The organism is Oceanobacillus locisalsi, assembly GCF_042675985.1.
Taxonomy (GTDB): domain Bacteria; phylum Bacillota; class Bacilli; order Bacillales; family Amphibacillaceae; genus Oceanobacillus; species Oceanobacillus locisalsi.
This window is the reverse complement of the sequence record NZ_JBHTKK010000003.1, coordinates 191133-212643: the sequence shown is the minus strand read 5'-3', so window position 1 is coordinate 212643 and position 21511 is coordinate 191133. Positions and strand designations below refer to the sequence as shown.

At 39.3% G+C, this 21511-nt stretch carries 18 protein-coding genes and 2 tRNA genes; 19 read left to right on the top strand and 1 reads right to left on the bottom strand.

Annotation, left to right across the window (positions count from 1 at the left end):
- The first annotated feature begins 427 nt into the window (after positions 1–427).
- The 13 genes from ACFQ19_RS05195 (at position 428) to yihA (ending at position 13348) form a co-directional block, all read left to right on the top strand.
- Complete coding sequence (locus tag ACFQ19_RS05195; protein ID WP_379591074.1) at positions 428–844, top strand: MarR family winged helix-turn-helix transcriptional regulator; 417 nt, start codon at positions 428–430, stop codon at positions 842–844.
- Between the two features lie 23 nt (positions 845–867).
- Positions 868–1674 carry a glutamate racemase gene (gene racE / locus ACFQ19_RS05190; protein ID WP_379591065.1) on the top strand — a complete coding sequence of 269 codons (807 nt, stop codon included), beginning with the start codon at positions 868–870 and terminating at the stop codon, positions 1672–1674.
- A 324-nt stretch (positions 1675–1998) separates the two neighbouring features.
- Complete coding sequence (locus ACFQ19_RS05185; protein ID WP_379591064.1) at positions 1999–3066, top strand: GerMN domain-containing protein; 1068 nt, start codon at positions 1999–2001, stop codon at positions 3064–3066.
- 157 nt (positions 3067–3223) lie between these two features.
- Positions 3224–3964, top strand: coding sequence for a ribonuclease PH (gene rph, locus ACFQ19_RS05180; protein ID WP_379591063.1), 741 nt, complete (start codon positions 3224–3226; stop codon positions 3962–3964).
- A gap of 25 nt (positions 3965–3989) precedes the next feature.
- On the top strand, positions 3990–4583 hold the full coding sequence (locus ACFQ19_RS05175; protein ID WP_379591062.1) for an XTP/dITP diphosphatase: 594 nt from the start codon (positions 3990–3992) through the stop codon (positions 4581–4583).
- Positions 4584–4650: 67 nt separating this feature from the next.
- The gene (locus ACFQ19_RS05170; RefSeq protein ID WP_379591061.1) at positions 4651–5160 is read left to right on the top strand and encodes a metallophosphoesterase; all 510 of its coding nucleotides are present in this window, start codon (positions 4651–4653) and stop codon (positions 5158–5160) included.
- Between the two features lie 267 nt (positions 5161–5427).
- Positions 5428–5501: transfer RNA gene (locus ACFQ19_RS05165), tRNA-Gly, on the top strand.
- Positions 5502–5506: 5 nt separating this feature from the next.
- Positions 5507–5580 (top strand) — tRNA-Arg (locus tag ACFQ19_RS05160).
- A gap of 441 nt (positions 5581–6021) precedes the next feature.
- Positions 6022–6996: a tetratricopeptide repeat protein gene (locus ACFQ19_RS05155; protein ID WP_379591060.1), complete on the top strand. Its 975-nt coding sequence runs from the start codon at positions 6022–6024 to the stop codon at positions 6994–6996.
- A 122-nt stretch (positions 6997–7118) separates the two neighbouring features.
- A complete protein-coding gene (gene tig / locus ACFQ19_RS05150; RefSeq protein ID WP_379591059.1) occupies positions 7119–8405 on the top strand; it encodes a trigger factor in 1287 nt (428 codons plus the stop codon).
- A 549-nt stretch (positions 8406–8954) separates the two neighbouring features.
- The gene (clpX, locus tag ACFQ19_RS05145; RefSeq protein WP_379591058.1) at positions 8955–10232 is read left to right on the top strand and encodes an ATP-dependent protease ATP-binding subunit ClpX; all 1278 of its coding nucleotides are present in this window, start codon (positions 8955–8957) and stop codon (positions 10230–10232) included.
- A 211-nt stretch (positions 10233–10443) separates the two neighbouring features.
- Positions 10444–12777 (top strand): endopeptidase La, encoded by a 2334-nt coding sequence (lon, locus tag ACFQ19_RS05140; RefSeq protein WP_379591056.1) that lies wholly within the window; start codon positions 10444–10446, stop codon positions 12775–12777.
- Positions 12767–13348, top strand: coding sequence for a ribosome biogenesis GTP-binding protein YihA/YsxC (gene yihA / locus ACFQ19_RS05135; RefSeq protein WP_379591054.1), 582 nt, complete (start codon positions 12767–12769; stop codon positions 13346–13348). The genes lon and yihA overlap by 11 nt, the downstream gene beginning before the upstream one ends.
- A gap of 49 nt (positions 13349–13397) precedes the next feature.
- Here yihA and ACFQ19_RS05130 read toward each other — a convergent pair whose 3' ends face one another.
- Positions 13398–13877, bottom strand: coding sequence for a LiaI-LiaF-like domain-containing protein (locus tag ACFQ19_RS05130; protein WP_379591052.1), 480 nt, complete (start codon positions 13875–13877; stop codon positions 13398–13400).
- Between the two features lie 330 nt (positions 13878–14207).
- Here ACFQ19_RS05130 and hemA point away from each other — a divergent pair, with 330 nt between their 5' ends.
- The 6 genes from hemA to spoVID all read left to right on the top strand — a co-directional run bounded on the left by hemA (position 14208) and on the right by spoVID (position 21485).
- A complete protein-coding gene (gene hemA / locus ACFQ19_RS05125; protein ID WP_379591050.1) occupies positions 14208–15581 on the top strand; it encodes a glutamyl-tRNA reductase in 1374 nt (457 codons plus the stop codon).
- A 114-nt stretch (positions 15582–15695) separates the two neighbouring features.
- Positions 15696–16622 carry a hydroxymethylbilane synthase gene (hemC, locus tag ACFQ19_RS05120; RefSeq protein WP_379591048.1) on the top strand — a complete coding sequence of 309 codons (927 nt, stop codon included), beginning with the start codon at positions 15696–15698 and terminating at the stop codon, positions 16620–16622.
- Positions 16623–16624: 2 nt separating this feature from the next.
- On the top strand, positions 16625–17395 hold the full coding sequence (locus tag ACFQ19_RS05115; RefSeq protein WP_379591046.1) for a uroporphyrinogen-III synthase: 771 nt from the start codon (positions 16625–16627) through the stop codon (positions 17393–17395).
- On the top strand, positions 17388–18371 hold the full coding sequence (gene hemB, locus ACFQ19_RS05110) for a porphobilinogen synthase (RefSeq protein ID WP_379591044.1): 984 nt from the start codon (positions 17388–17390) through the stop codon (positions 18369–18371). The genes ACFQ19_RS05115 and hemB overlap by 8 nt, the downstream gene beginning before the upstream one ends.
- A gap of 12 nt (positions 18372–18383) precedes the next feature.
- The gene (hemL, locus tag ACFQ19_RS05105; protein ID WP_379591042.1) at positions 18384–19670 is read left to right on the top strand and encodes a glutamate-1-semialdehyde 2,1-aminomutase; all 1287 of its coding nucleotides are present in this window, start codon (positions 18384–18386) and stop codon (positions 19668–19670) included.
- A gap of 654 nt (positions 19671–20324) precedes the next feature.
- Positions 20325–21485 (top strand): stage VI sporulation protein D, encoded by a 1161-nt coding sequence (spoVID, locus tag ACFQ19_RS05100; protein ID WP_379591040.1) that lies wholly within the window; start codon positions 20325–20327, stop codon positions 21483–21485.
- Positions 21486–21511 lie beyond the last annotated feature (26 nt).

The window sequence follows — 21511 nt, the reverse complement described above, 5'->3', positions numbered from 1 at the left end:
TATAGCTTATGAAGGGTGAAAGAAAAGAGTGCGTATATTTTTGAAGGGATTTTGCCAGCTTTGCTTTAAAAAAGTTTTCAAGAAGGTATTTTTAGGTTACTATGTATTACAAGTATATAAAGTGAAAAATGAGTTAGGCAGGGGTTATGCCCGCTGCTTAAGAGATGGATAAAGGGAACGATCGCGACAATGTGGTTGACATATTGCCGGCCGAAATGAAGCGGAATGGGTCGTTACTGGCCGCCTCGCTCCTGTTTAAATGCAAGCTTTCTATTCTTGAAACGGGAAGTTTTACAGACGGCTATATCCCGTTGAAATTATTTCACAACAAATGCTAAACGTTTAGTGTTAAAATAATCAGAAGTGGATTTTACATTTAGGGGGTACTGGATTGGAAAAAAATCAAGAAATCGAAGCAGTTCATAAAATGGAAAAACAATTACGATATATTTCCGGTATGATTAAACAAAATGGACGAAAAATATTACATCATTATCCAATAACGTCTCCGCAGTTTATTGCATTGCAATGGCTTTTGGAGGAAGGAGATCTGACAGTTGGTGAGTTATCCAACCGAATCAGCCATGCGTTCAGCACGACGACAGACTTGGTGGATCGGCTGGAGAAAAATGAATTGGTAGAACGTGTCCGTGATACAAATGACCGTCGTGTGGTGCGAATCCATCTGCTGGAAAAAGGGAAGCATATTATCGAAGAAGTTATTCAAAAACGGCAGGAATATTTACAGGATGTTTTATCCCCGTTTTCAGATGAGCAAAAAGACACGTTAAATGAATTATTAAGCTTTTTGCATGATGAAATGAAGCAGGTAAATGAAAAGTAAAGAAATAAAAGGGAGAGAGAACGTTGAAAAAGCCGATTGGTGTCATTGACTCCGGTGTAGGCGGTTTGACAGTTGTTCATGAATTAATGAGGCAACTGCCAAAAGAACCACTTATTTACTTAGGAGATACAGAAAGATGTCCATATGGACCAAGGACGGAAGAAGAAGTCAAACAATTCACTTGGGAAATGGTTCATTTTTTGCTGAAAAAAAACATAAAAATGCTTGTAATAGCGTGCAATACAGCAACTGCATTTGCAATAAACGATTTGCATGAAAAATTGGATATTCCTGTTATCGGTGTAATCAAACCCGGTGCAAGAGCTGCAATTAAGTCGACGGAAAATGATTACATCGGCATTATTGGGACAGAAGGAACTATACGCAGTGAAGCTTACAACGATGCACTTCGTCAAATTAAGTCGGAAATTGAAGTACTTTCTTTAGCTTGTCCGGCATTTGCGCCTATGGTGGAAAAAGGTCTGCTGGAGGGACCGGAAGCCAGAAGGGTGGTAGAAAAGTCATTAGTGCCTATTTCAAAGCATGATAAAATGGATACATTAATTCTGGGCTGTACACATTATCCCTTGTTAAAAGATACCATCCAAGAGGTTGTTGGCGAGGATATAAAAGTTATTTCTTCCAGTGAAGAAACTGCGAGAGAGACAAGCACGACGTTAGATATTCATCAAATTGCGGATGATGATGACCAGTCGCCGCTGCATCAATTTTATGCAACGGGAGATTTGGAGATTTTTATTGATATTACACAAAGAATTTTTAAAGATAGTCAATTTGAGGTGCTTACGATTAAACATGCTGATCTGTAAAGCGTACAATGACAGCAAATGTATCTATCAATAAACCGTAAAAAAACGCCTGAGCTGTAGTGAAATATATTTACAACTCAGGCGTTTTTACGATCATTCTGGACGCCCGATGATTCAATTATATAACAGTCTTCTGTTTGCGTGACAGATTCCATGGACATTTTTTCGATGAGTTACAAAGAAAAAGTTACTCTGCCGCTGATAGAAATGTGATGGATATCTCTTTTGTTCCATTTTTGTTTTGCAAAACTATCTAATTTATGGTCTATTTCTGCGGGCAAGCTCGTATGATGAATAGTACAAACCATCTTGGGAGGTAGTTGCATGGGTAAAATAATCATCCGATTAATTGTGGCGTTTGGAATATTAGTCTTGTTAGCAGGTTGCTTTAAAGGAGAACAGTCATCAAAAGAGGTGGACCCTCCGCAAAATGCAGAAGCAGTGAATGGGGAAGAAGCAGCGGATGAAGAGGCGACGGACGAAGAAGATGCTGCAGCTGCTCCTGAAGAGGATACCGTTTCCAGAGAGCTCTATTTAATTGATTCAAATGGCATGGTTGCTTCACAAATGATAGATCTTCCTGTTCCAGAAGAAAATCAAGTAGCGCAGCAGGTGGTTGAATATATGGTGAAAGGCGGACCGGTAACACCGATGCTGCCAAATGGATTCCAGGCTGTACTTTCGGAAGATACAGAAGTCCTGGGGATTGACTTGCAAGAGGACGGCACGATTGTCGTAGATTTATCCGGAGACTTTTCAGAGTATGAAGCATCCTCAGAGCTTCCTATTTTAGAAGCTGTTACGCATACGTTAACCCAATTTGACAATGTTCATAAAGTCAAACTTCGGGTAGATGGTGTCGATTTAAAAGAAATGCCTGTGAATGGGACACCAATCAATAATGGATATACGCGGGCGAATGGAATTAACCTTACAAACAATGATACATTGGACTATTTTAACAGCAGCCCGGTAACCATGTATTATCCGGCGGAACAGGAAAATAATCGTTATTATGTTCCTGTTACACAGTATGTAGAGATGGAAGATGAAAAGGATATAACGGGCGTTATTAATGAGCTGATTAATGGTCCTGGTTATCAAAATCAAGTAGTCAATGTATTTAGTCCGGAGGCTGCTTTAACAGAAGATCCGGTTATAGAAGAAGGTGTAGCGAATCTGACATTTAACGAAGGGATTCTGATGGATGCAGAGCAGCATATTATTTCCGATGAAGTCATGGAGACTGTTGTAAGGACTTTAACAGAGCGTCCGGAGATTGATGCGGTGAATGTACAGGTTGAAAATGTGGATGAAGTCTTTAATGAAAATGGAGAGCCTTATTCTGCGCCGGTATCTGCGCAATTATTTACTCCAAGTGAAGAACTGTAACCATCTATACCAAGGTATCCGGAGAGTGATTTCACTGCTCTTCGGGTGCTTTTTTATTTAGACGGGATATTTGCTTGTCCTTCTTTCTACAGCATTCTCATGTTTCTTTTTTAGAAAATATGATAAGCTATGTAATGTGAAATAAGGAGGAAAACAGATGGAAAGACATGATAATAGAACAGCAAATGAGTTACGGACAATCGCCATTACGACCGGTTATATCACCCATCCGGAAGGGTCGGTGCTAATGGAAATGGGGCAGACGAAGGTTATTTGCAACGCAAGTATTGAAGATAGAGTGCCGCCGTTTATGAGAGGTCAGGGAAAGGGCTGGATTACAGCGGAATATGCGATGCTTCCCCGTGCTACAGAGCAGCGTAATATCCGGGAATCTTCCAAAGGAAAAGTAAGCGGAAGAACCATGGAGATTCAACGATTGATCGGCCGTGCATTACGTTCTGTCGTTGACCTTTCAAAAATTGGAGAACGGACAATTTGGATTGATTGTGATGTTATTCAAGCAGATGGCGGAACAAGAACAGCATCCATCACAGGTGCGTACATAGCTATGGTAACCGCACTCCATCAACTTGTCGAAAATAAAGTGATTAAAGAACTGCCGGTATCCGATTTCTTAGCAGCCATTTCTGTCGGCGTATTACCGGATGGTCAAGAAGTACTTGATTTAAATTATATGGAAGATAGTACGGCTGACGTTGATATGAATATTGTTATGACAGGGAAAGGCGAATTTGTTGAATTGCAGGGAACAGGAGAGGAAGCCACCTTTAGTGCAAAGCAATTGCAAGCAATGTTACAATTGGGTGAACAAGGTATTCAAGCATTGATTGATAAGCAGAAAGAAATGCTGGGCTCGATTACTGATTTAGTGAATTAAAACGGATTTTATTGGAGGATAAACAGTGAAAAAAATTATCATTGCAACCAAAAATAAAGGGAAAGCGAAAGAATTCAGAGCATTTTTTGATCCTTATGATATTGAGGCTGTTTCTTTACTGGATTTGGAAGAAGAAATTCCAGATATTGAAGAAACCGGGGAAAGTTTTGTAGAAAATGCAGCTATCAAAGCAGAACAGATTGCCAATCATTTTCAACAACCGGCGCTCGCAGATGATTCCGGCCTTATTATCGACAGCTTGGAAGGGAGACCTGGTATCTATTCGGCAAGGTATGCCGGGGAACCTACAGATGACCAGGCTAATATAGATAAGATTTTGGAGGAAATGAAAGAAGTTCCTGAAAATGAACGCACCGCCCGTTTTATTTGTGTTTTGGCCATTGCCCGCCCTGGTGAAGAAACCATGTTTGTGACAGGTTATTGTGAAGGACATATTCAGTTAACACAAAGCGGGGAAAATGGTTTTGGTTATGATCCTGTATTTGTACCAGAAGGATATGAACAAACAATGGCAGAACTTGATCCAGATGAGAAGAATCAAATAAGCCACCGGAAAATGGCAATAAATCAATTAGAAAGTAAAATAGACTTGCTGTAAAATTGAACTGCATTCCACAGGTTTCTGCGGACAGGCGCCAGTGTAAAGAATGGAGAGGAGGAGTATAATGACAAGCGTATTGATTGCGAGTGACAGTCATGGTTTAACGAAAGAATTGGAAGAAATTACGGAAAAGCATACTGCAGATTTATACATCCACTGTGGTGATTCTGAGCTGGACTTCGATGCCGGGCAACTGAGTGCTTTTTATAAAGTAGCCGGAAATTGTGATTTTGACTCGCTCTATCCGGAACAGGAAATCATCAATTTAAATGGCCTTCGATTTTTTGTAACACATGGACATCACCATCAAGTGAAAAGAAGTTTAACCAATTTATCTTATGCAGCTGAAGAACATGGAGCAAATGTGGTATGTTTTGGACATACGCATATTGCCGGCGCTGAAAAGATAGGGAATCAATTATTTATTAATCCGGGCAGTATCCGCATGCCTCGTAACCGTGTTGAGAAAACGTATGCGATATTGAGCTGGGAAAAAGAAAGTGATATCCAGGTTGACTTTTATACTTTAGAAGATGGAAAAATAGAAGATATGACATATCAAACTTCATTATAAAAGCAGGCTCCCCACCAAAATCTATGGTGCTACTATCAAAAATGCAGCATTTATTAACCATAGATTTTGGTGAAGAGCCTAAAAATAGAAAAGAAGTATATTCTAAAAAAGAGAATTGAAACTGCTATTCTCCAGTTTTAACCATAGATAATTAAAATTGGAAAATAAAATTTAAAAATCTGTTGACAAATACTTCTCTCGCACATATAATATTATTTGTCCGTTAAAAACGGTGTACATAAGATAAGGCGTAAGCATACAGTCATTGCGGGTGTAGTTTAATGGTAAAACCTCAGCCTTCCAAGCTGATGACGAGGGTTCGATTCCCTTCACCCGCTCCATTCAAGTCCCAGTAGCTCAGCAGGATAGAGCAATAGCCTTCTAAGCTATGGGTCGCAGGTTCGAATCCTGCCTGGGACATCATTAAGAAGTCGTACAGCGCTATGCGTTGTAGGGCTTTTCTTTTTGTACTAAATACAACTATACGAACGGATTCCCTAATTATCATACTTACTTTTCGTTCAATCATCCGTCTATTTTTTGAATAGGATAGGCTGTATAGCGACCGCTCCGGCCAAGCCCTCCACTTTCCGACGTACAATGGTCCGCCGCAGCGGTAGCCTTACATTTCACCTTCTCATCTATAACGACAGCTGTTATGGAGAAACAACCAACCCCTGTTCCTATGATAAGGAAATTACTTTTAAAGCGCGTAAGTTGAGCCATTACAATTACAAAATAAGCAGATAGGGTGTTCTGACAGTTAAAAGATTCTTTCATAATATAAAGTTTAAAGAATGCAGGATATGGGTATAACAGATTTGATAAACATTTTTAGTAATCTAGAAGGGAGGTGAGCAAATGAAAGATAGCACAAAAGTAATCTTATTTCCTAATACGAAAAAGCAACTGGAAGAAGAAGGTTTACATGCGCTGCAGGAAAAAAGGTATAAAGAGGCGCTGGAAAAACTGAATTGCCTTATTGACTATCATGAAGGAAGCCATGAAATATATATCGGTAAAATAATGTGCTTAATGGAATTAGGAAAATATAAAGAAGCCGAACAGCTCAGTGAACATTTACTAGCCAGAAAAGATGCTCATTACTATCATTACTTCCATATCTATTTAACCATTCTGTTTCAAACAAGTCAGTACCAGCATTTGATGGATCTGTTAGAAATTGAGTTTGAACATAATATGATTCCAGATATGCTGCAGGAACCTTTTGAACAACTGTATGAAATGAGCGGAAATATGAAAATTGGAATTGATGAAGATAATGCCAGAAGTTTTCAGAAGGAACTGAAGGATGCTGTACAGCAGGACGATTATATGAAACAATGGAACTTGGTTGATCATCTCAGGCGATTACATGCGGAACCGGAAGCGGAAAATTTCAAACTGCTTGAAAACCCCGGCATTCATCCTGTTATTAAAACAGCAGTATTAAAGTGGCTCAGAGATGCCGGTGTAGATAGATCAGTCCATATACATAAGTTTGAGACGAATATGATTATGCAGCCATCTAAACTGACCAAGATATCGAATGAAAAAAGTTACATAATGATAATGGAGGAATTGGAAGAAAAAGTAAAAGACAATCCTACTTTATACAATCTGATTGGACAACTTGTCTACCGTTATTTTTATGTGTCCTATCCGTTCACACCTGACAAAAAGGATGTACATGCTTTTACAGAGGCAGTTCATACGCTTGGACAAACCTATTTGCAAATGGGTGTACAGCAAGAGGATTTGCATAGTGAGGCCGCATCCTGGGTGGAATCTATAAAAATTTGTAACTCTCTTTATTTAAGTATTATTGATGAATAGCTAAATGCTTGAAACACGAAAGATATGTGTTATAATGAGGTGGTTGTAAATTAGGGAAAAAATGAATTAATCAAATGAATAATGAAATGTAAATGATAGATTTGATTTTGGAGGGAATAATAATGACAACAAAATGGGAAAAACAAGAAGATAACAAAGGAGTATTAACGTTTGAAGTTTCTGCTGAAGAATTTGATCAAGCGTTAGACCAGGCATTTAAAAAAGTATCAAAGGACGTCCAAATTCCTGGATTCCGTAAAGGAAAAATACCTCGCAGTATTTTCGAAAAACGCTTTGGGGTAGAATCTCTTTATCAAGACGCAGTAGATATCGTACTTCCGGGCGCTTATTCTGCAGCCGTTGATGAAGCAAACATTTTCCCGATTGCGCAACCGTCTGTTGATATTGAACAGATTGAAAAAGGACAGCCGCTTGTTTTCACTGCTGAAGTAGAGGTGAAACCAGAAGCGAAACTTGGTGAATATAAAGGACTGGAAGTTGAAGAACAATCTGTAGAAGTAACAGATGAAGAAGTAGAACAAGAAATCGAAAATCTTCGTGAACGCCATGCGGAATTAGTGGTTAAAGAAGATGAAGCAATTGAAAACGGCGATACAGCTGTTATTGATTTTGAAGGATTCAAAGATGGCGTGCCATTCGAAGGCGGCAAAGATGAAAATCATTCATTAGAAATTGGTTCCGGACAATTTATTCCTGGATTTGAAGAGCAGCTAATCGGTAAAAAAGCCGGCGATGAAACAGAAGTTAAAATTACTTTCCCTGAAGAGTACCATGCAGAGGACTTAGCCGGTCAAGAAGCTGTATTTGAAGTAAAAATTCATGAAGTAAAATCGAAAGAACTTCCTGAACTGGATGATGAATTTGCGAAAGATGCAGATGAAGATGTAGAAACACTTGATGAATTAAAAACGAAAAAACGTGAAGAGCTTGAAGCAAATAAACAACAACAAGCTGAAAACGAAAAACGTGAAGCGTTGGTTCAACAAGTAACAGAAGACGTGGAAGTAGAAGTTCCAGAAGCAATGGTAGATTCAGAAGTGGATCAAATGTATCGTGAGTTTGAACAACAGCTTCAAATGCAAGGAATGACTATGGAAATGTATAGCCAGTTCTCCGGACAAGATGAGAATGCATTGAAAGAACAAATGCGTGAGGACGCTGAAAAGCGCGTGAAAACAAACCTTGCTTTAGAAGCAATTGTTGAAGCGGAAAATCTGGAAGCTAGTCAAGAAGACATTGATGCTGAACTTGAAAAAATGAGTTCTACGTACGGTATTGAAAAAGATCAGCTTGTACAAATGCTCGGCGGTTCCACAGAAATGTTGGAAAAAGACTTAAAAACACGTGCTGCGATTGATTTCTTAGAAGAACACAGCAAAACAAAATAAATCATCATCAAGGAATAAATGAAAAAAAGAGGATAAAAAGACAAGGTGCGCTAAACGACGTGCCTTGTCTTTCCTGTTAGTAAGGGTAATGTCGAAAAACAGTTTTTTTTGACGAAACAAGAAAGAGAATTTCTCTCTTGTTCTTTATACAGGAATCCATCAAGGTATTCGCTTTTTGAACTTGAAAAAGATATTCAAAACACGCTGTATAGACATAATGGCAAATAGTTGACATTTAAAAGAAATAATGCATACTGGAATGACAGACTTATTATATAACTGATCTGTAAGACTGTATAAAGTATATTGTTTTGTGTTTCCATATGTATCTGATATGATGAGTTATAAAGCTGACTGCTGACCTGTCATCACTCATGAGAAAGCGGGTGGAGTTATTTCAAGGATGAATGTCTGAATGATTGTTTCCAATGCTTTTTTGCGACAGGAACAAGAAAAGATTCAAAAGTTAGCGGCAGGCTCAGACATTAATATATGTAACAAAAGTGTTGAGAAAGTCTCAGAGATTGTTTAGGAAGGCGGCGAAAAGTAATGTTTAAATTTAATGAAGAAAAAGGACAGCTAAAATGTTCTTTTTGTGGCAAAAGTCAAGAACAGGTACGTAAGCTGGTAGCTGGTCCAGGCGTTTATATATGTGATGAATGTATTGAATTATGTACAGAAATTGTAGAAGAGGAGCTTGGCACAGAGGAAGGCATGGAAATGAACGAAATTCCAAAGCCGCAAGAAATCTGTGATACCCTGGATGATTATGTTATTGGACAGGATAAAGCGAAAAAGAACCTCTCTGTAGCAGTGTATAATCACTACAAACGTGTGAACTCCGGTATGAATAACGGAGATGTCGAAATATCGAAAAGTAATATTGCGATGATTGGGCCTACGGGCAGTGGTAAAACGCTTTTAGCTCAAACATTGGCAAGAATTATTAATGTACCATTTGCAATGGCGGATGCGACATCGTTAACAGAAGCAGGTTATGTAGGGGAAGATGTTGAAAATATTCTTCTGAAATTGATTCAATCTGCAGATTATGATGTGGAGAAAGCTGAAAAAGGCATTATCTATATTGATGAAATTGATAAAGTGGCCAGAAAATCAGAAAACCCGTCTATCACAAGAGACGTTTCCGGTGAAGGTGTACAGCAGGCTCTTTTGAAAATTCTTGAAGGCACGGTAGCAAGCGTTCCTCCTCAAGGCGGAAGAAAACATCCGCATCAAGAATTTATTCAAATCGATACAACCAATATCCTCTTTATCGTCGGCGGAGCATTTGACGGAATCGATCAAGTGGTAAAACGCCGTATCGGTAAGAAAGTGATTGGTTTCGGAGCCAACGATGAACAGGAAGAAATGACTACTGCAGAACTGTTAACGAAAGTTCTTCCAGAAGATTTACTTCGCTATGGTCTTATTCCTGAATTTATCGGACGTGTTCCGGTAATTGGCAGCCTTACACCATTGGATGAAGAGGCGCTTATCGACATTCTTACCAAGCCAAAAAATGCATTGGTCAAGCAATATCAAAAGCTATTTGAAATCGACAATGTCGAGCTGGATTTTGAAAAAGAGGCACTTAATGAAATTGCTAAAAAAGCAATTGAACGAAAAACAGGTGCCAGGGGATTACGTTCTATCATTGAAGGAATTATTGTAGACGTAATGTTCGACCTTCCTTCTAGGGAAGATGTAGAAAAATGCATCATTACCAAAGATACAGTAATCCAGGAGAATGGCAGTCCTAAACTTATTTTCCGGGATGGCACGATTCAAGAAGGAAATGAAAAGTTTCCAAAAGAAAGTGCTTAAAAGAAACGTAAAAATAAAAGGGTAGGTGGTAAAATGCAGGTTCTGGTTGGAATCTGCATTTTTCCGCTTTATTAAATCTTGCTTGTCTTTGTTATCTGTCTATTTGTTCAAACGAAAAGAAGATATACAGTGTTTACTTTTTGATAAAAATTTTTTACACTGAGAAAGAGACTTACAGAGAATAGAATAAAACAAAATAAGGGGTGAATGTATGGCAGCAAACTATTTTGAAATGCCGCTGTTGCCTGTGCGAGGGTTAGTCATATTTCCATCGATGGTATTACACCTTGATGTCGGAAGGGATAAGTCAATTGCTTCTTTGGAAAAAGCTATGCAAGCGGATCAATACATATTTTTAGCTTCACAAAAGAAAATGAAGTCTGATGAACCTTCTTCTTCTGATATTTACAGCATTGGTACAGTTGCAAAGATTAAGGAAATTACAGAGTTACCGAATGAAACCCGAAGAGTACTGGTGGAAGGTTTTTATCGGGCTGAGATAGTTCGTTATTTAGAAGAAGATGCTCACTTTATTGTTGAAGTGGAAGAAAAAGAAGATATTGTCGGAGATACGTATGAAACAGAAGCATTAATGCGTACACTACTTGAACAATTTCAGCAATACATAAAAGTTTCCCGGAAATTAACAGAAGAAACATTTAAAACTGTTGGAGATATTGACCACCCGGGTCGATTAGCAGATATGATTACATCCCATCTTTCTTTGAATTTAGAGGACAAACAGGAGATACTGGAATGTTTCGATGTGACGGAAAGAATACATAAACTCTTAGATGTTATCACAGACGAGCAAAAAATATTATCTCTGGAGAAGAAAATCGGTCAAAAGATTAAAACCTCTATGGAAAAAACACAAAAAGAATATTATTTAAGAGAACAATTGAAAGTGATTCAGAAAGAATTGGGAGATCGGGACGGCAGGACAGGCGAGTTAGAACAGCTCCGCACAAAAATTGAACAATCCGATATGCCTGAAAGAATCACAAATGTTGCGATGAAAGAACTGGGGCGTTACGAAAAAGTGCCGCAGTCATCGGCAGAAAGCTCGGTAATCCGAAATTATCTGGAATGGCTTATTGCGCTTCCGTGGCAAACCAAAACGGAAGATAATATTCAAATGAAAAAAGCAGAAAAAGTATTGAATGCAGATCACTATGGTTTGGAAAAGGTGAAAGAACGGATTCTGGAATATTTAGCTGTTCAAAAATTAACCAATACCATTAAAGGTCCTATTTTGTGTTTAGTCGGCCCGCCTGGTGTCGGAAAAACTTCTCTTGCTAAATCGATAGCCAGAGCAATTGACCGAAATTTTGTCCGAATTTCTCTGGGAGGTGTCCGGGATGAAGCAGAAATCCGCGGTCATCGACGAACATATATTGGCGCGATGCCGGGAAGAATTATGCAGGGGATGCGTCGAGCAGAAACGGTTAATCCAGTCTTTTTGCTAGATGAGATTGAGAAGATGACCAATGACTTTAGGGGGGATCCATCTTCTGCTATGCTGGAAGTTTTAGATCCGGAGCAAAACCATACCTTCAGTGATCATTATATTGAAGAAACCTATGATTTATCGAATGTTTTATTCATTGCTACAGCAAATAATGTTAATAGCATTCCGGAACCGTTGTTGGACCGGATGGAGTTAATATCCATTCCAGGTTATACAGAAGTTGAAAAATTGCATATTGCCAAACGCCATCTCTTGCCGAAACAACTTAAAGAAAATGGACTGACTAAGAGTAAGGTTCAAATTCGAGAAGCCGCGATTATGAAGTTAATTCGGACTTATACAAGGGAAGCCGGTGTACGGGGGTTGGAAAGACAAATTGCTACCCTTTGCCGAAAAGCAGCTAAGGAACTTGTGACAGAAGAAAAAGACCGTATTATTATTACGGACCGGATCGTAGAAGTATATTTAGGGAAGCCGGCGTTCCGCTATGGAATGATTGAAGAAGAAAATCAGATTGGAGCGGCAACAGGTCTTGCTTATACAACGGCAGGCGGTGATATCTTATCTATTGAAGTGACGCATTATCCCGGCAAAGGAAACTTAAAACTTACCGGTAAACTTGGTGGCGTGATGCAGGAATCGGCACAAGCAGCTTTTAGTTATGTCCGTTCCCGTGCTGATCAGTTGCATATTGAGCCTGACTTTTATGAAAAATATGATATTCATATTCATGTTCCTGCAGGGGCGACGCCAAAGGATGGACCTTCAGCAGGAATTACCATCGCAACAGCACTTGTCTCTTCATTAACAGGTCGTGCAATTAAAAAAGAAGTAGGCATGACCGGGGAGATTACACTCCGGGGGCGCGTTCTGCCGATTGGCGGACTGAAAGAGAAATCATTAAGTGCTCATAGAGCCGGACTTACAACAATTATCTTACCTGAGGAAAACAAAAAAGATATAGAAGATATACCTGAAAGCATTCGCAATAACCTTGATTTTATTCCTGTAAAATCGTTGGATGAAGTATTAGAAATTGCATTGGTAAAGGAGGACGAACAACATGAAAATTAATCAAGCAGAAATTGTTATCAGTGCTGTTAGTGAGAAGCAATATCCAGAGGAGCAATATCCGGAATTTGCACTTGCGGGCCGTTCTAATGTCGGTAAGTCTTCCTTAATTAATAAACTGATTAATCGTAAAAACTTGGCAAGAACGTCTTCCAAGCCAGGAAAAACACAAACGTTAAATTTCTATCTGATTAATGAATCCCTTTATTTTGTGGATGTTCCCGGATACGGTTATGCGCAGGTATCCAAGCAGGAACGAGCAAAATGGGGCGGTATGATGGAAGAGTATTTTAAAAACAGAGAACCGCTCCGGGCAGTTATTTTAATTACGGATTTACGTCATGAGCCGACAGATGATGATGTCCAAATGTATGATTATTTGAAATTCTTTGAGCTTCCGGTAATCGTTATCGGAACAAAGAAGGATAAAATTCCAAAAACAAAACAGGATAAGCATATCAAACGCTCGAAAAAAGTTCTGGACATGGATCCCGACGACATTTTTATTCCGTTTTCTGCAGAGACTGGAGACGGGAAAGACGCGGTCTGGTCAGCCATAAAATCTTTCATCTAAACAAAAAATAAAGGATACGTGCAGAAGCAACAACTTCTGCGCGTATCCTTTATTTGCGTTTGAGCATAATAAAACCTAACAGTATGAGCAAAGCAGGCCAAAAACGTTCTAAAAATGATACAATCGGTTCCAGCCAGCTGGTATAGATGGAAAGCTGTTCCGAAAATAAAAAAAGTAAACCTGCAAGAATAAAAACAGCGCCTGAGAAAAAACCTTTTTTCGTTTTGGTATATCGAATGATAAAGGCCAGTCCAATAATAATGAGGTAGACAGACCAATCATCTACCCAAAAGGAATAGTTGTTGATGCCATGCAGGTGAATTCCGATTCCGAAAAGCAATGTACCTATAAACAAATTCTGATATGTTTTTGTTGTATAACTGTGAATAATAATGCCAATTCCGATGACAATCAGAAATGATTGCCATGAATAAAGGTCTACAAAGAATGGAATACGCAATTCCCGGAATAAAAGGAAAATCCCGATTCCAATACATAAATAAGCAAGCAATGAATGCTTTCTTTTCACAAAAAGCCCCTCCTCCCATATCCACATTATCTAATGTATCAAACTGTTGTGTAATAAATAAAGTCTTAACTGCAGGAAGCTGTATAAGAAAGCGTGTTCCTTGCTATAAAGTTTCAGTTATGTTACATTACAGTCGGAATGAGTACTTGCGGTGCAGGCAATTGTATTTAAAACGGAATGAATCATCTAACGATACATATTCTTATATTACGTGCTAATTGTTTCAGATTATGTTCACATTTTAGCACGTAAAGCATTTTATGACATGTTATAATAATTATTAGTTAATAATAATAAGTATAATCATTTTATTGTAGTGGGGGTAGTACTGTGCATATTTTAAAGGTTGGTTTTAATTACAAAACAACCCCTGTAGAAATTAGGGAGAAATTCACATTTGATGAGAATAAATTGTCAGAAGCGATGATTGCATTGAAGAATCAAAAGAGTATTCTTGAAGATGTAATTGTTTCAACATGCAATCGGACGGAAGTGTACGCCGTAGCCGATCAGCTTCATACTGGCAGATACTATATTAAACAATTTTTAGCAGACTGGTTTAAAGAAGAAAAAGAAACTTTTTCAACATATCTGCAAATAACAGAAGATGATGGTGCCATAGAACATTTATTTCGGGTGACCACCGGACTTGATTCAATGGTGCTTGGAGAAACGCAAATTCTAGGTCAGCTGAAACAAGCCTTTTTACAAGCGCAGCAGGCAAATACAACAGGCACTGTTTTTAATGAACTGTTTAAACAAGCAATTACGTTCGGGAAACGAATGCATAAAGAAACCGGAATCGGTGAACATGCGGTATCCATCAGTTATGCCGCGGTAGAATTAGCAAAAGCGGAATTCGGTGATTTGAGCAATAAGCATATTGCTATTTTAGGTGCCGGCAAAATGGGTGAATTGGCAGCCAAAAATATTCAGGGCGCCGGAGCAGGAGAAATTACAGTCATTAACCGTACGCAAGAAAAAGCGGAGATGATGGCTGCTAAATTTGACGCAAAGGTAGCAGGAATGGATGAACTGCCATCCGTATTGGAAAAAGCAGATATTTTAATCAGTTCCACCGGTTCAGCATCCATTGTTTTATCCAGAGAAGATATTGAAAAAGTACAAGAAAAACGCCGGGATAAAGCATTATTCTTAGTAGATATAGCTGTTCCTCGGGATATTGACCCGGATATTTCAGCAGTCAACCAGGTTGCTTTATATGATATTGATCATCTGCAGCATATTGTCGATGATAATTTAGAGTCCAGAAAAGCTGCAGCGGAGCAAATAGAAATATCTCTTGAAGAAGAAATTGTGCAATTTAAAGAATGGATGAAAACCCTTGGTGTTATCCCGGTTATATCTGCTCTCCGACAAAAAGCATTATCTATTCAATCTGAAACGATGGATAGTATTGAACGGAAAATTCCAAGCTTAACAGATCGTGAGAAAAAAGTGCTGAATAAGCATACGAAAAGTATTATTAATCAGTTACTGAAAGAGCCGATTACGCAAGCCAAAGAATTGGCAGGGACAGAACAGCCAGATGAAGCATTGCAATTATTTATTGATATTTTTGGAATTGAAGATGAGGTAAGAGAAGAATTTGAGAAGCAAATGCAAAAGAATGAAGCATTAACCGGATTTACTCAAGAGGAATCTCCCTCTTTTAAAGTCGTTGAACGAGTACCTACTGCTTAATCAGCGTAATTCAGCGGCACACCATTTATATCCAACCAGAAGGTTCATGGAGTTACTTTCTGGTTGCTTTTTATTGTTGAAGAAACTTGGTAAACTTGAGGAGGAAAAGACATCATGCGAAAAATAATTGTTGGTTCCAGAAAAAGTAATTTAGCAATGACACAAACGAAATGGGTTATTGACCAGTTAAAAAAAGCTGGTATCCAAAATGAATTTGAGATTAAACAAATTGTTACAAAAGGCGATCAGATTCTGGATGTAACATTATCAAAAGTGGGCGGAAAAGGGCTTTTTGTGAAAGAAATTGAAAAAGCAATATTTGATCAAGAAATTGATTTTGCTGTACACAGCATGAAGGATATGCCTTCTGCTATTCCGGAAGGGCTGGAGATTTCCTCCATACCAGACAGAGAAGACCACCGCGATGCGTATATTGCTACAAATCATATGAAATTAGAAGATTTGAAAGCTGGAGCAATTGTAGGAACAAGCAGTTTACGCCGTAAAGCACAAATTATGGCAGCTAGACCGGATTTGGAGATTAAATGGATTCGGGGCAATATAGAAACACGTATCCGTAAATTGAATGAAGAAGATTATGATGCGATTATTTTAGCTGTCTCCGGCTTAAAACGTGTCGGTTTGAGTGAGGAACTGATTACCGAATACTTGGATCCAGAAATTTGTGTACCGGCAGTAGGCCAAGGAGCATTGGCCATTGAAAGCCGTGCAGATGACATGGAATTAACGGAAATCATTCAAAAGATTCACGATGATTATACGGCAAAAACTGTATTAGCAGAGCGTACTTTCCTGCATTTATTAGAAGGAGGCTGTCAAGTTCCGATTGGCGGCTACGCTTATTTAGACGGGGAAGAAGTTATATTGGTTGCTTTAGTCGGTACGCCTGACGGAAAAACCATCTTAAAAGAAGAAGTACGAGGAAACGATCCGGAACAAGTAGGGCAGGAAGCTGCAGAGCTATTAATAAAACAAGGTGCGAAAGAAATTGTGGATCGTGTGAAAGAGGAGATGGAGTAATCATGGGGAAGCCGCTTCATGGGGAGCGCATTTTAATAACGAGAGAAGTGACCAAAGCTGATGGAATGGCAGAAAAAGTCACGAAACTGGGTGGAAATCCGGTCGTTGTCCCGATGATTGAAATAAAATATAATCAAAATCCTGCGAATCACACGATACTCCATCGTCTTGCTGATTTCAGCTGGGTGCTTCTTACAAGTGCAAATGGCGTGCACGGTTTTTTTCAGCTGCTCCGACAGCAAAATATTGTACTCCCGCAAACAGTAAAAATCGGCGTTGTCGGAAAAAGAACAGAGGACGTTTTGAAAACATATGGTTACAACGCTTCCTTTGTTCCGGAAACATTTGATGCCCTGGCGATGGCTGAAGTATTTATGTCACATTATAAGAAAAAGGATAAGCCTGTGCTGCTTATTCGCGGAAATTTATCTCGAAAAACACTTCCAGAAAAATTATATGAAGCACAGATTCCTTTTGAAACACTGGAAGTATATGAGACAATGTATGCAAGAGAATCAAAACAGGCGCTTAATCGGGTACTTTCGTCCGTGGATTACGTTACTTTTACAAGTCCATCGACTGTTGAAGCATTTGCTGCATTAGCAGCATACATTCCCGAAAAAGCAACGTATATTTGCATTGGTCAGACAACAGAAGAGAAAGCGGAAGAGGAAGGCATACCTAATTTGCATACTTCCTCTCCGTATACAGCCGATGCAATGCTGTGTTTAATTGGCAAGTTAGCAAATGAAAGGAAGATGAATGATGAGTGAATTTACTTTTGACAGACATAGACGTTTGCGTTCTTCCGCTTCCATGCGTGCACTCGTCCAGGAAACCCATTTACGGGCAACGGATTTTATTTATCCGATATTTGTGATTGAAGGAGAAGATATTCGCAATGAAGTGCCTTCTATGCCTGGTGTTTACCAGGTTTCTTTTGATCATTTATTAGAAGAAGTGAAAGAAGCTTATCAACTGGGAATCCGTTCCCTGATTTTATTCGGAGTTGTTGCAGAAAAAGATGAAATTGGCTCCGAGGCTTTCCATGATCATGGTATTATTCAGGAAGCAACAAACATCGTGAAAAACGCTTATCCGGGAATGCTCGTTGTTGCAGATACCTGCTTATGTGAATACACGTCTCATGGACATTGCGGCGTCATTGAAAATGGAGACGTAGCTAATGATGCTTCGCTGGAGCTGCTAGCAAAAACAGCTGTTTCTCAAGCAAAAGCAGGCGCGGATATTATTGCTCCTTCCAATATGATGGACGGTTTTGTAACAGTTATTCGTCATGCTTTGGATGAGGCTGGTTTCCATCATATTCCGATTATGTCCTATGCGGTAAAATATGCATCTGCTTATTACGGTCCGTTCCGTGATGCAGCTGACAGCACTCCGCAATTCGGCGATCGGAAAACGTATCAGATGAATCCGGCCAACCGTCTGGAGGCTATTCGTGAAGCGAAGTCTGATATCAAAGAAGGCGCTGATTTCTTAATTGTCAAACCGAGTCTTTCTTTTATGGATGTAATGCGGGAAGTAAGAAATAACTTCGATGTTCCAGTTGTTGCTTACAATGTAAGCGGAGAGTATTCTATGATTAAAGCAGCGGCTTTAAACGGCTGGATTGATGAGAAACAACTGGTGACGGAAACATTGTTATCCATGAAGCGTGCAGGAGCAGACTTAATTATTACCTATTTTGCAAAAGATGTGGCAAAATGGTTGCAGGAAGAGAATTAAAGGAGGATTTGCATGGTAAATACAAATTCAGTAGATGCTTATAAGGAAGCTGTTGATTTAATGCCAGGCGGAGTGAACTCCCCTGTCCGCGCATTTAAATCAGTAGGCTTGGATCCGATTTTTATGGACAAAGGAAAAGGTTCTAAAATCACCGATGTTGACGGCAATACCTACATTGATTATGTATTAAGCTGGGGTCCGTTAATTTTAGGACATGCAGATGAACGTGTTACAGAACGCTTAAAAGAAGTTGTAGAAAAAGGGACAAGTTTGGGGACTGGATCCCTGACGGAAAACCAGCTGGCAAAAATGGTTATCGACCGTGTGCCCTCTATTGAAATGGTAAGAATGGTCAATTCCGGAACAGAAGCTACGATGAGCGCGATTCGTCTGGCAAGAGGCTATACCAAAAGAGATTTAATTGTTAAATTCGAAGGAAGCTACCATGGCCATGGTGACTCTCTGTTGATTAAAGCCGGTTCTGGTGTCGCAACACTCGGACTTCCAGACAGTCCAGGAGTTCCGGCGAATATCGCAAAAAATACCATTACCGTTCCTTATAACGATACAGAAAGTCTGAAGCTTGCTTTTGAACAGTTTGGCGATCAAATTGCGGCAGTGATTATGGAGCCTGTATGCGGAAATATGGGCGTGGTACCTCCAAAAGAAGGTTTCTTACAAAATGTGCGCGATATTACAGAACAGCATGGCTCTTTACTTATTTTTGATGAAGTCATGTCCGGATTCCGCGTGGGCTATTACAGTGCGCAGGGACATTTTGATGTAATACCTGATTTAACTTGTCTGGGCAAAGTTATCGGCGGCGGTCTTCCTGTTGGCGCTTATGGCGGAAAACGTGAAATTATCGAACAAATTGCACCAACTGGACCGATTTATCAAGCTGGTACATTATCCGGCAACCCGTTAGCAATGACAGCAGGATATGAATCTTTAGCTGCATTAACAGAAGCTTCTTATGAAGAGATTAATAAGAAGGTAGACCGGCTTACTGAAGGATTCCGCGAGGCAGCCGATAAATATAATATTCCGCTTCATATCAATCGTGCCGGTTCCATGGTCGGCGTCTTCTTCACAGATCAGGAAGTCGTTGATTTTGAAACCGCGCAGTCTTCTAATTTGGATTACTTTGCGCAATATTATCGTGCCATGATTGAAGAAGGCATCTTCCTGCCGCCATCTCAATTTGAGGGATTATTCTTATCTACGGCACACTCCGATGAAGATATTGAAAAAACAATAGAAGCAGTGCATACAGCATTTTCTAAGATTGAAAAATAGATAATAAGTTCATTTAGAAAAAGAAATCCAAACACCACCGTTTGGATTTCTTTTTTAATGGCTCAACTTTCGGTTACTATTCACAGCCACCAAATAAAAATAATATATTTTCAGAGCTCTTCACCAAAATTTATGGTAGACAAATTAAGTTTTAAGGGTAGCCACCGCTAGGGCGGAAAGCGGAATGTTTTTCCGTAGCGGTCATTATCCTCTAAATTTAGTTGATTTTGATGAGGAGCTCTGATGAAGCCAAATAAGTTGGCTGTGAATAGTAACAACTTTCGTACCTTAAAAAGTAATTTCCTTTCCATACAATTGAAGAAGAGAAGGTGAAGTGTAAGCCTGCCGCTGCGGCGGACCGTTGTACGTCGGAAAGCGGAGGGCTTGGCCGGAGTGGGAGCTATACACCATACCCTGCTCAAAAATTGAAGGTCGCTTTAACGAAAAGCAAGTGTGATAATAGGGAGTCTGTTTAACCTGAAACAGCAAGGTTTATATACTTATTCTTTAGTGGTCAAGTTGAGTTAATGCAGAAAAGTTTATTGATATGTATTCCAAGCTGTCTTTTTCTTCTTGGCATATTCCGCTTCTTCCAATCATATAAATGATAACGAATGATTCGCATCTGGACTGTTTGCGAGAGGAGGAATACATTTGTCCGCAGATTCTAATTCATTTATTTTTGAACTGGAAGAATCGCTTTTTTTTGAAAAAGGACAGGAAGTAGAAGAAATCAGAGGCATTTCCATTGAGCCGGAAATTACTATCGAATCATTAGATAACTATATTTCTATTCGCGGCAATATTGAACTTCTAGGAGAATACCAAAAGGTGGATGCAGGAGGTGAAGAAGAAGAAATTTTTGATTTTGATCAGATTCAAGCAAAACGGTATGTGGAAAGTATTCGAGAGGTGAATGGGCTCTATGTATTTACACATAAATTTCCGGTAGATATATCCGTTCCCCCTCAACGAGTTCAAAATATTGAGGACGTCACGGTACAAATTGAGTCCTTTGATTATCATTTATCCGATTCGGACAATTTAAAAATAACTGCCGAGATAGCAATTCAGGGAATTTTGGAAGATGAGGTCTACCGTCCGGAAGAAGAGGAGCCAGAGTCACAAGAAGCTGATACAGAACAAGTGGGAGAAACATTTTCATTTGAAATAGAACATCCGGAAGAAATAGTAACACGTCATGAACAAACAACGTCAACAGAGCAGGAAACGACAGAAGAGGATCTGACATCAGCGGAACAGATAACAACAGAAGAGGAACCGGTATCCGAACAACAGGATGAAAATGATCCGGATCGGTGGAAAATAAAATCACAGCCGCTTTCTGATTATTTTCAATCCCTTTCCGAAGCAACCATTTCCGAGGAAGAAACGGAAGAGGAAAAGCCGGAAGAAGAGAATTTGGAAATGGATGATACGGCAGAGTCGGTGCTGATCGAAGAAGTGGAAGGAATAGAGGAAGAAACAGGGTGGAGCGGGACGGATGAGTCTGAGCTCATTGATTATATAGAAGATGCAGTCTATTCAGACACATCTCGGGAAGAAGAAATCACAGAGGTTGTCACACAGGAAAAAGAAGAAGCACGATCCGAAAGTGATTCCATATTAACAGAGATTTTCCGGGAAGCGGAGGAGAATCATTATAGCAAAATGCGGTTATGTATTGTTCAGGAAAACGATACGATTGATACAATAGCCGAACGTTTTGCCGTCAGCCCGCTGCAATTAATCAAACATAATCAGTTAGACGCTGATTATGAAGTCAATGAAGGACAGCTGCTTTATATTCCATAAAGTAAAATTACCTTCTTACTCACTAT

Bases quoted from the DNA above. Each gene is read 5' to 3' on its own strand.
- ACFQ19_RS05195 (WP_379591074.1), top strand. From the start codon at position 428: ATGGAAAAACAATTACGATATATTTCCGGTATGATTAAACAAAATGGA.
- ACFQ19_RS05185 (WP_379591064.1), top strand. From the start codon at position 1,999: ATGGGTAAAATAATCATCCGATTAATTGTGGCGTTTGGAATATTAGTC.
- rph (WP_379591063.1), top strand. From the start codon at position 3,224: ATGGAAAGACATGATAATAGAACAGCAAATGAGTTACGGACAATCGCC.
- ACFQ19_RS05170 (WP_379591061.1), top strand. From the start codon at position 4,651: ATGACAAGCGTATTGATTGCGAGTGACAGTCATGGTTTAACGAAAGAA.
- ACFQ19_RS05155 (WP_379591060.1), top strand. From the start codon at position 6,022: ATGAAAGATAGCACAAAAGTAATCTTATTTCCTAATACGAAAAAGCAA.
- tig (WP_379591059.1), top strand. From the start codon at position 7,119: ATGACAACAAAATGGGAAAAACAAGAAGATAACAAAGGAGTATTAACG.
- clpX (WP_379591058.1), top strand. From the start codon at position 8,955: ATGTTTAAATTTAATGAAGAAAAAGGACAGCTAAAATGTTCTTTTTGT.
- lon (WP_379591056.1), top strand. From the start codon at position 10,444: ATGGCAGCAAACTATTTTGAAATGCCGCTGTTGCCTGTGCGAGGGTTA.
- yihA (WP_379591054.1), top strand. From the start codon at position 12,767: ATGAAAATTAATCAAGCAGAAATTGTTATCAGTGCTGTTAGTGAGAAG.
- hemC (WP_379591048.1), top strand. From the start codon at position 15,696: ATGCGAAAAATAATTGTTGGTTCCAGAAAAAGTAATTTAGCAATGACA.
- ACFQ19_RS05115 (WP_379591046.1), top strand. From the start codon at position 16,625: ATGGGGAAGCCGCTTCATGGGGAGCGCATTTTAATAACGAGAGAAGTG.
- hemB (WP_379591044.1), top strand. From the start codon at position 17,388: ATGAGTGAATTTACTTTTGACAGACATAGACGTTTGCGTTCTTCCGCT.
- hemL (WP_379591042.1), top strand. From the start codon at position 18,384: ATGGTAAATACAAATTCAGTAGATGCTTATAAGGAAGCTGTTGATTTA.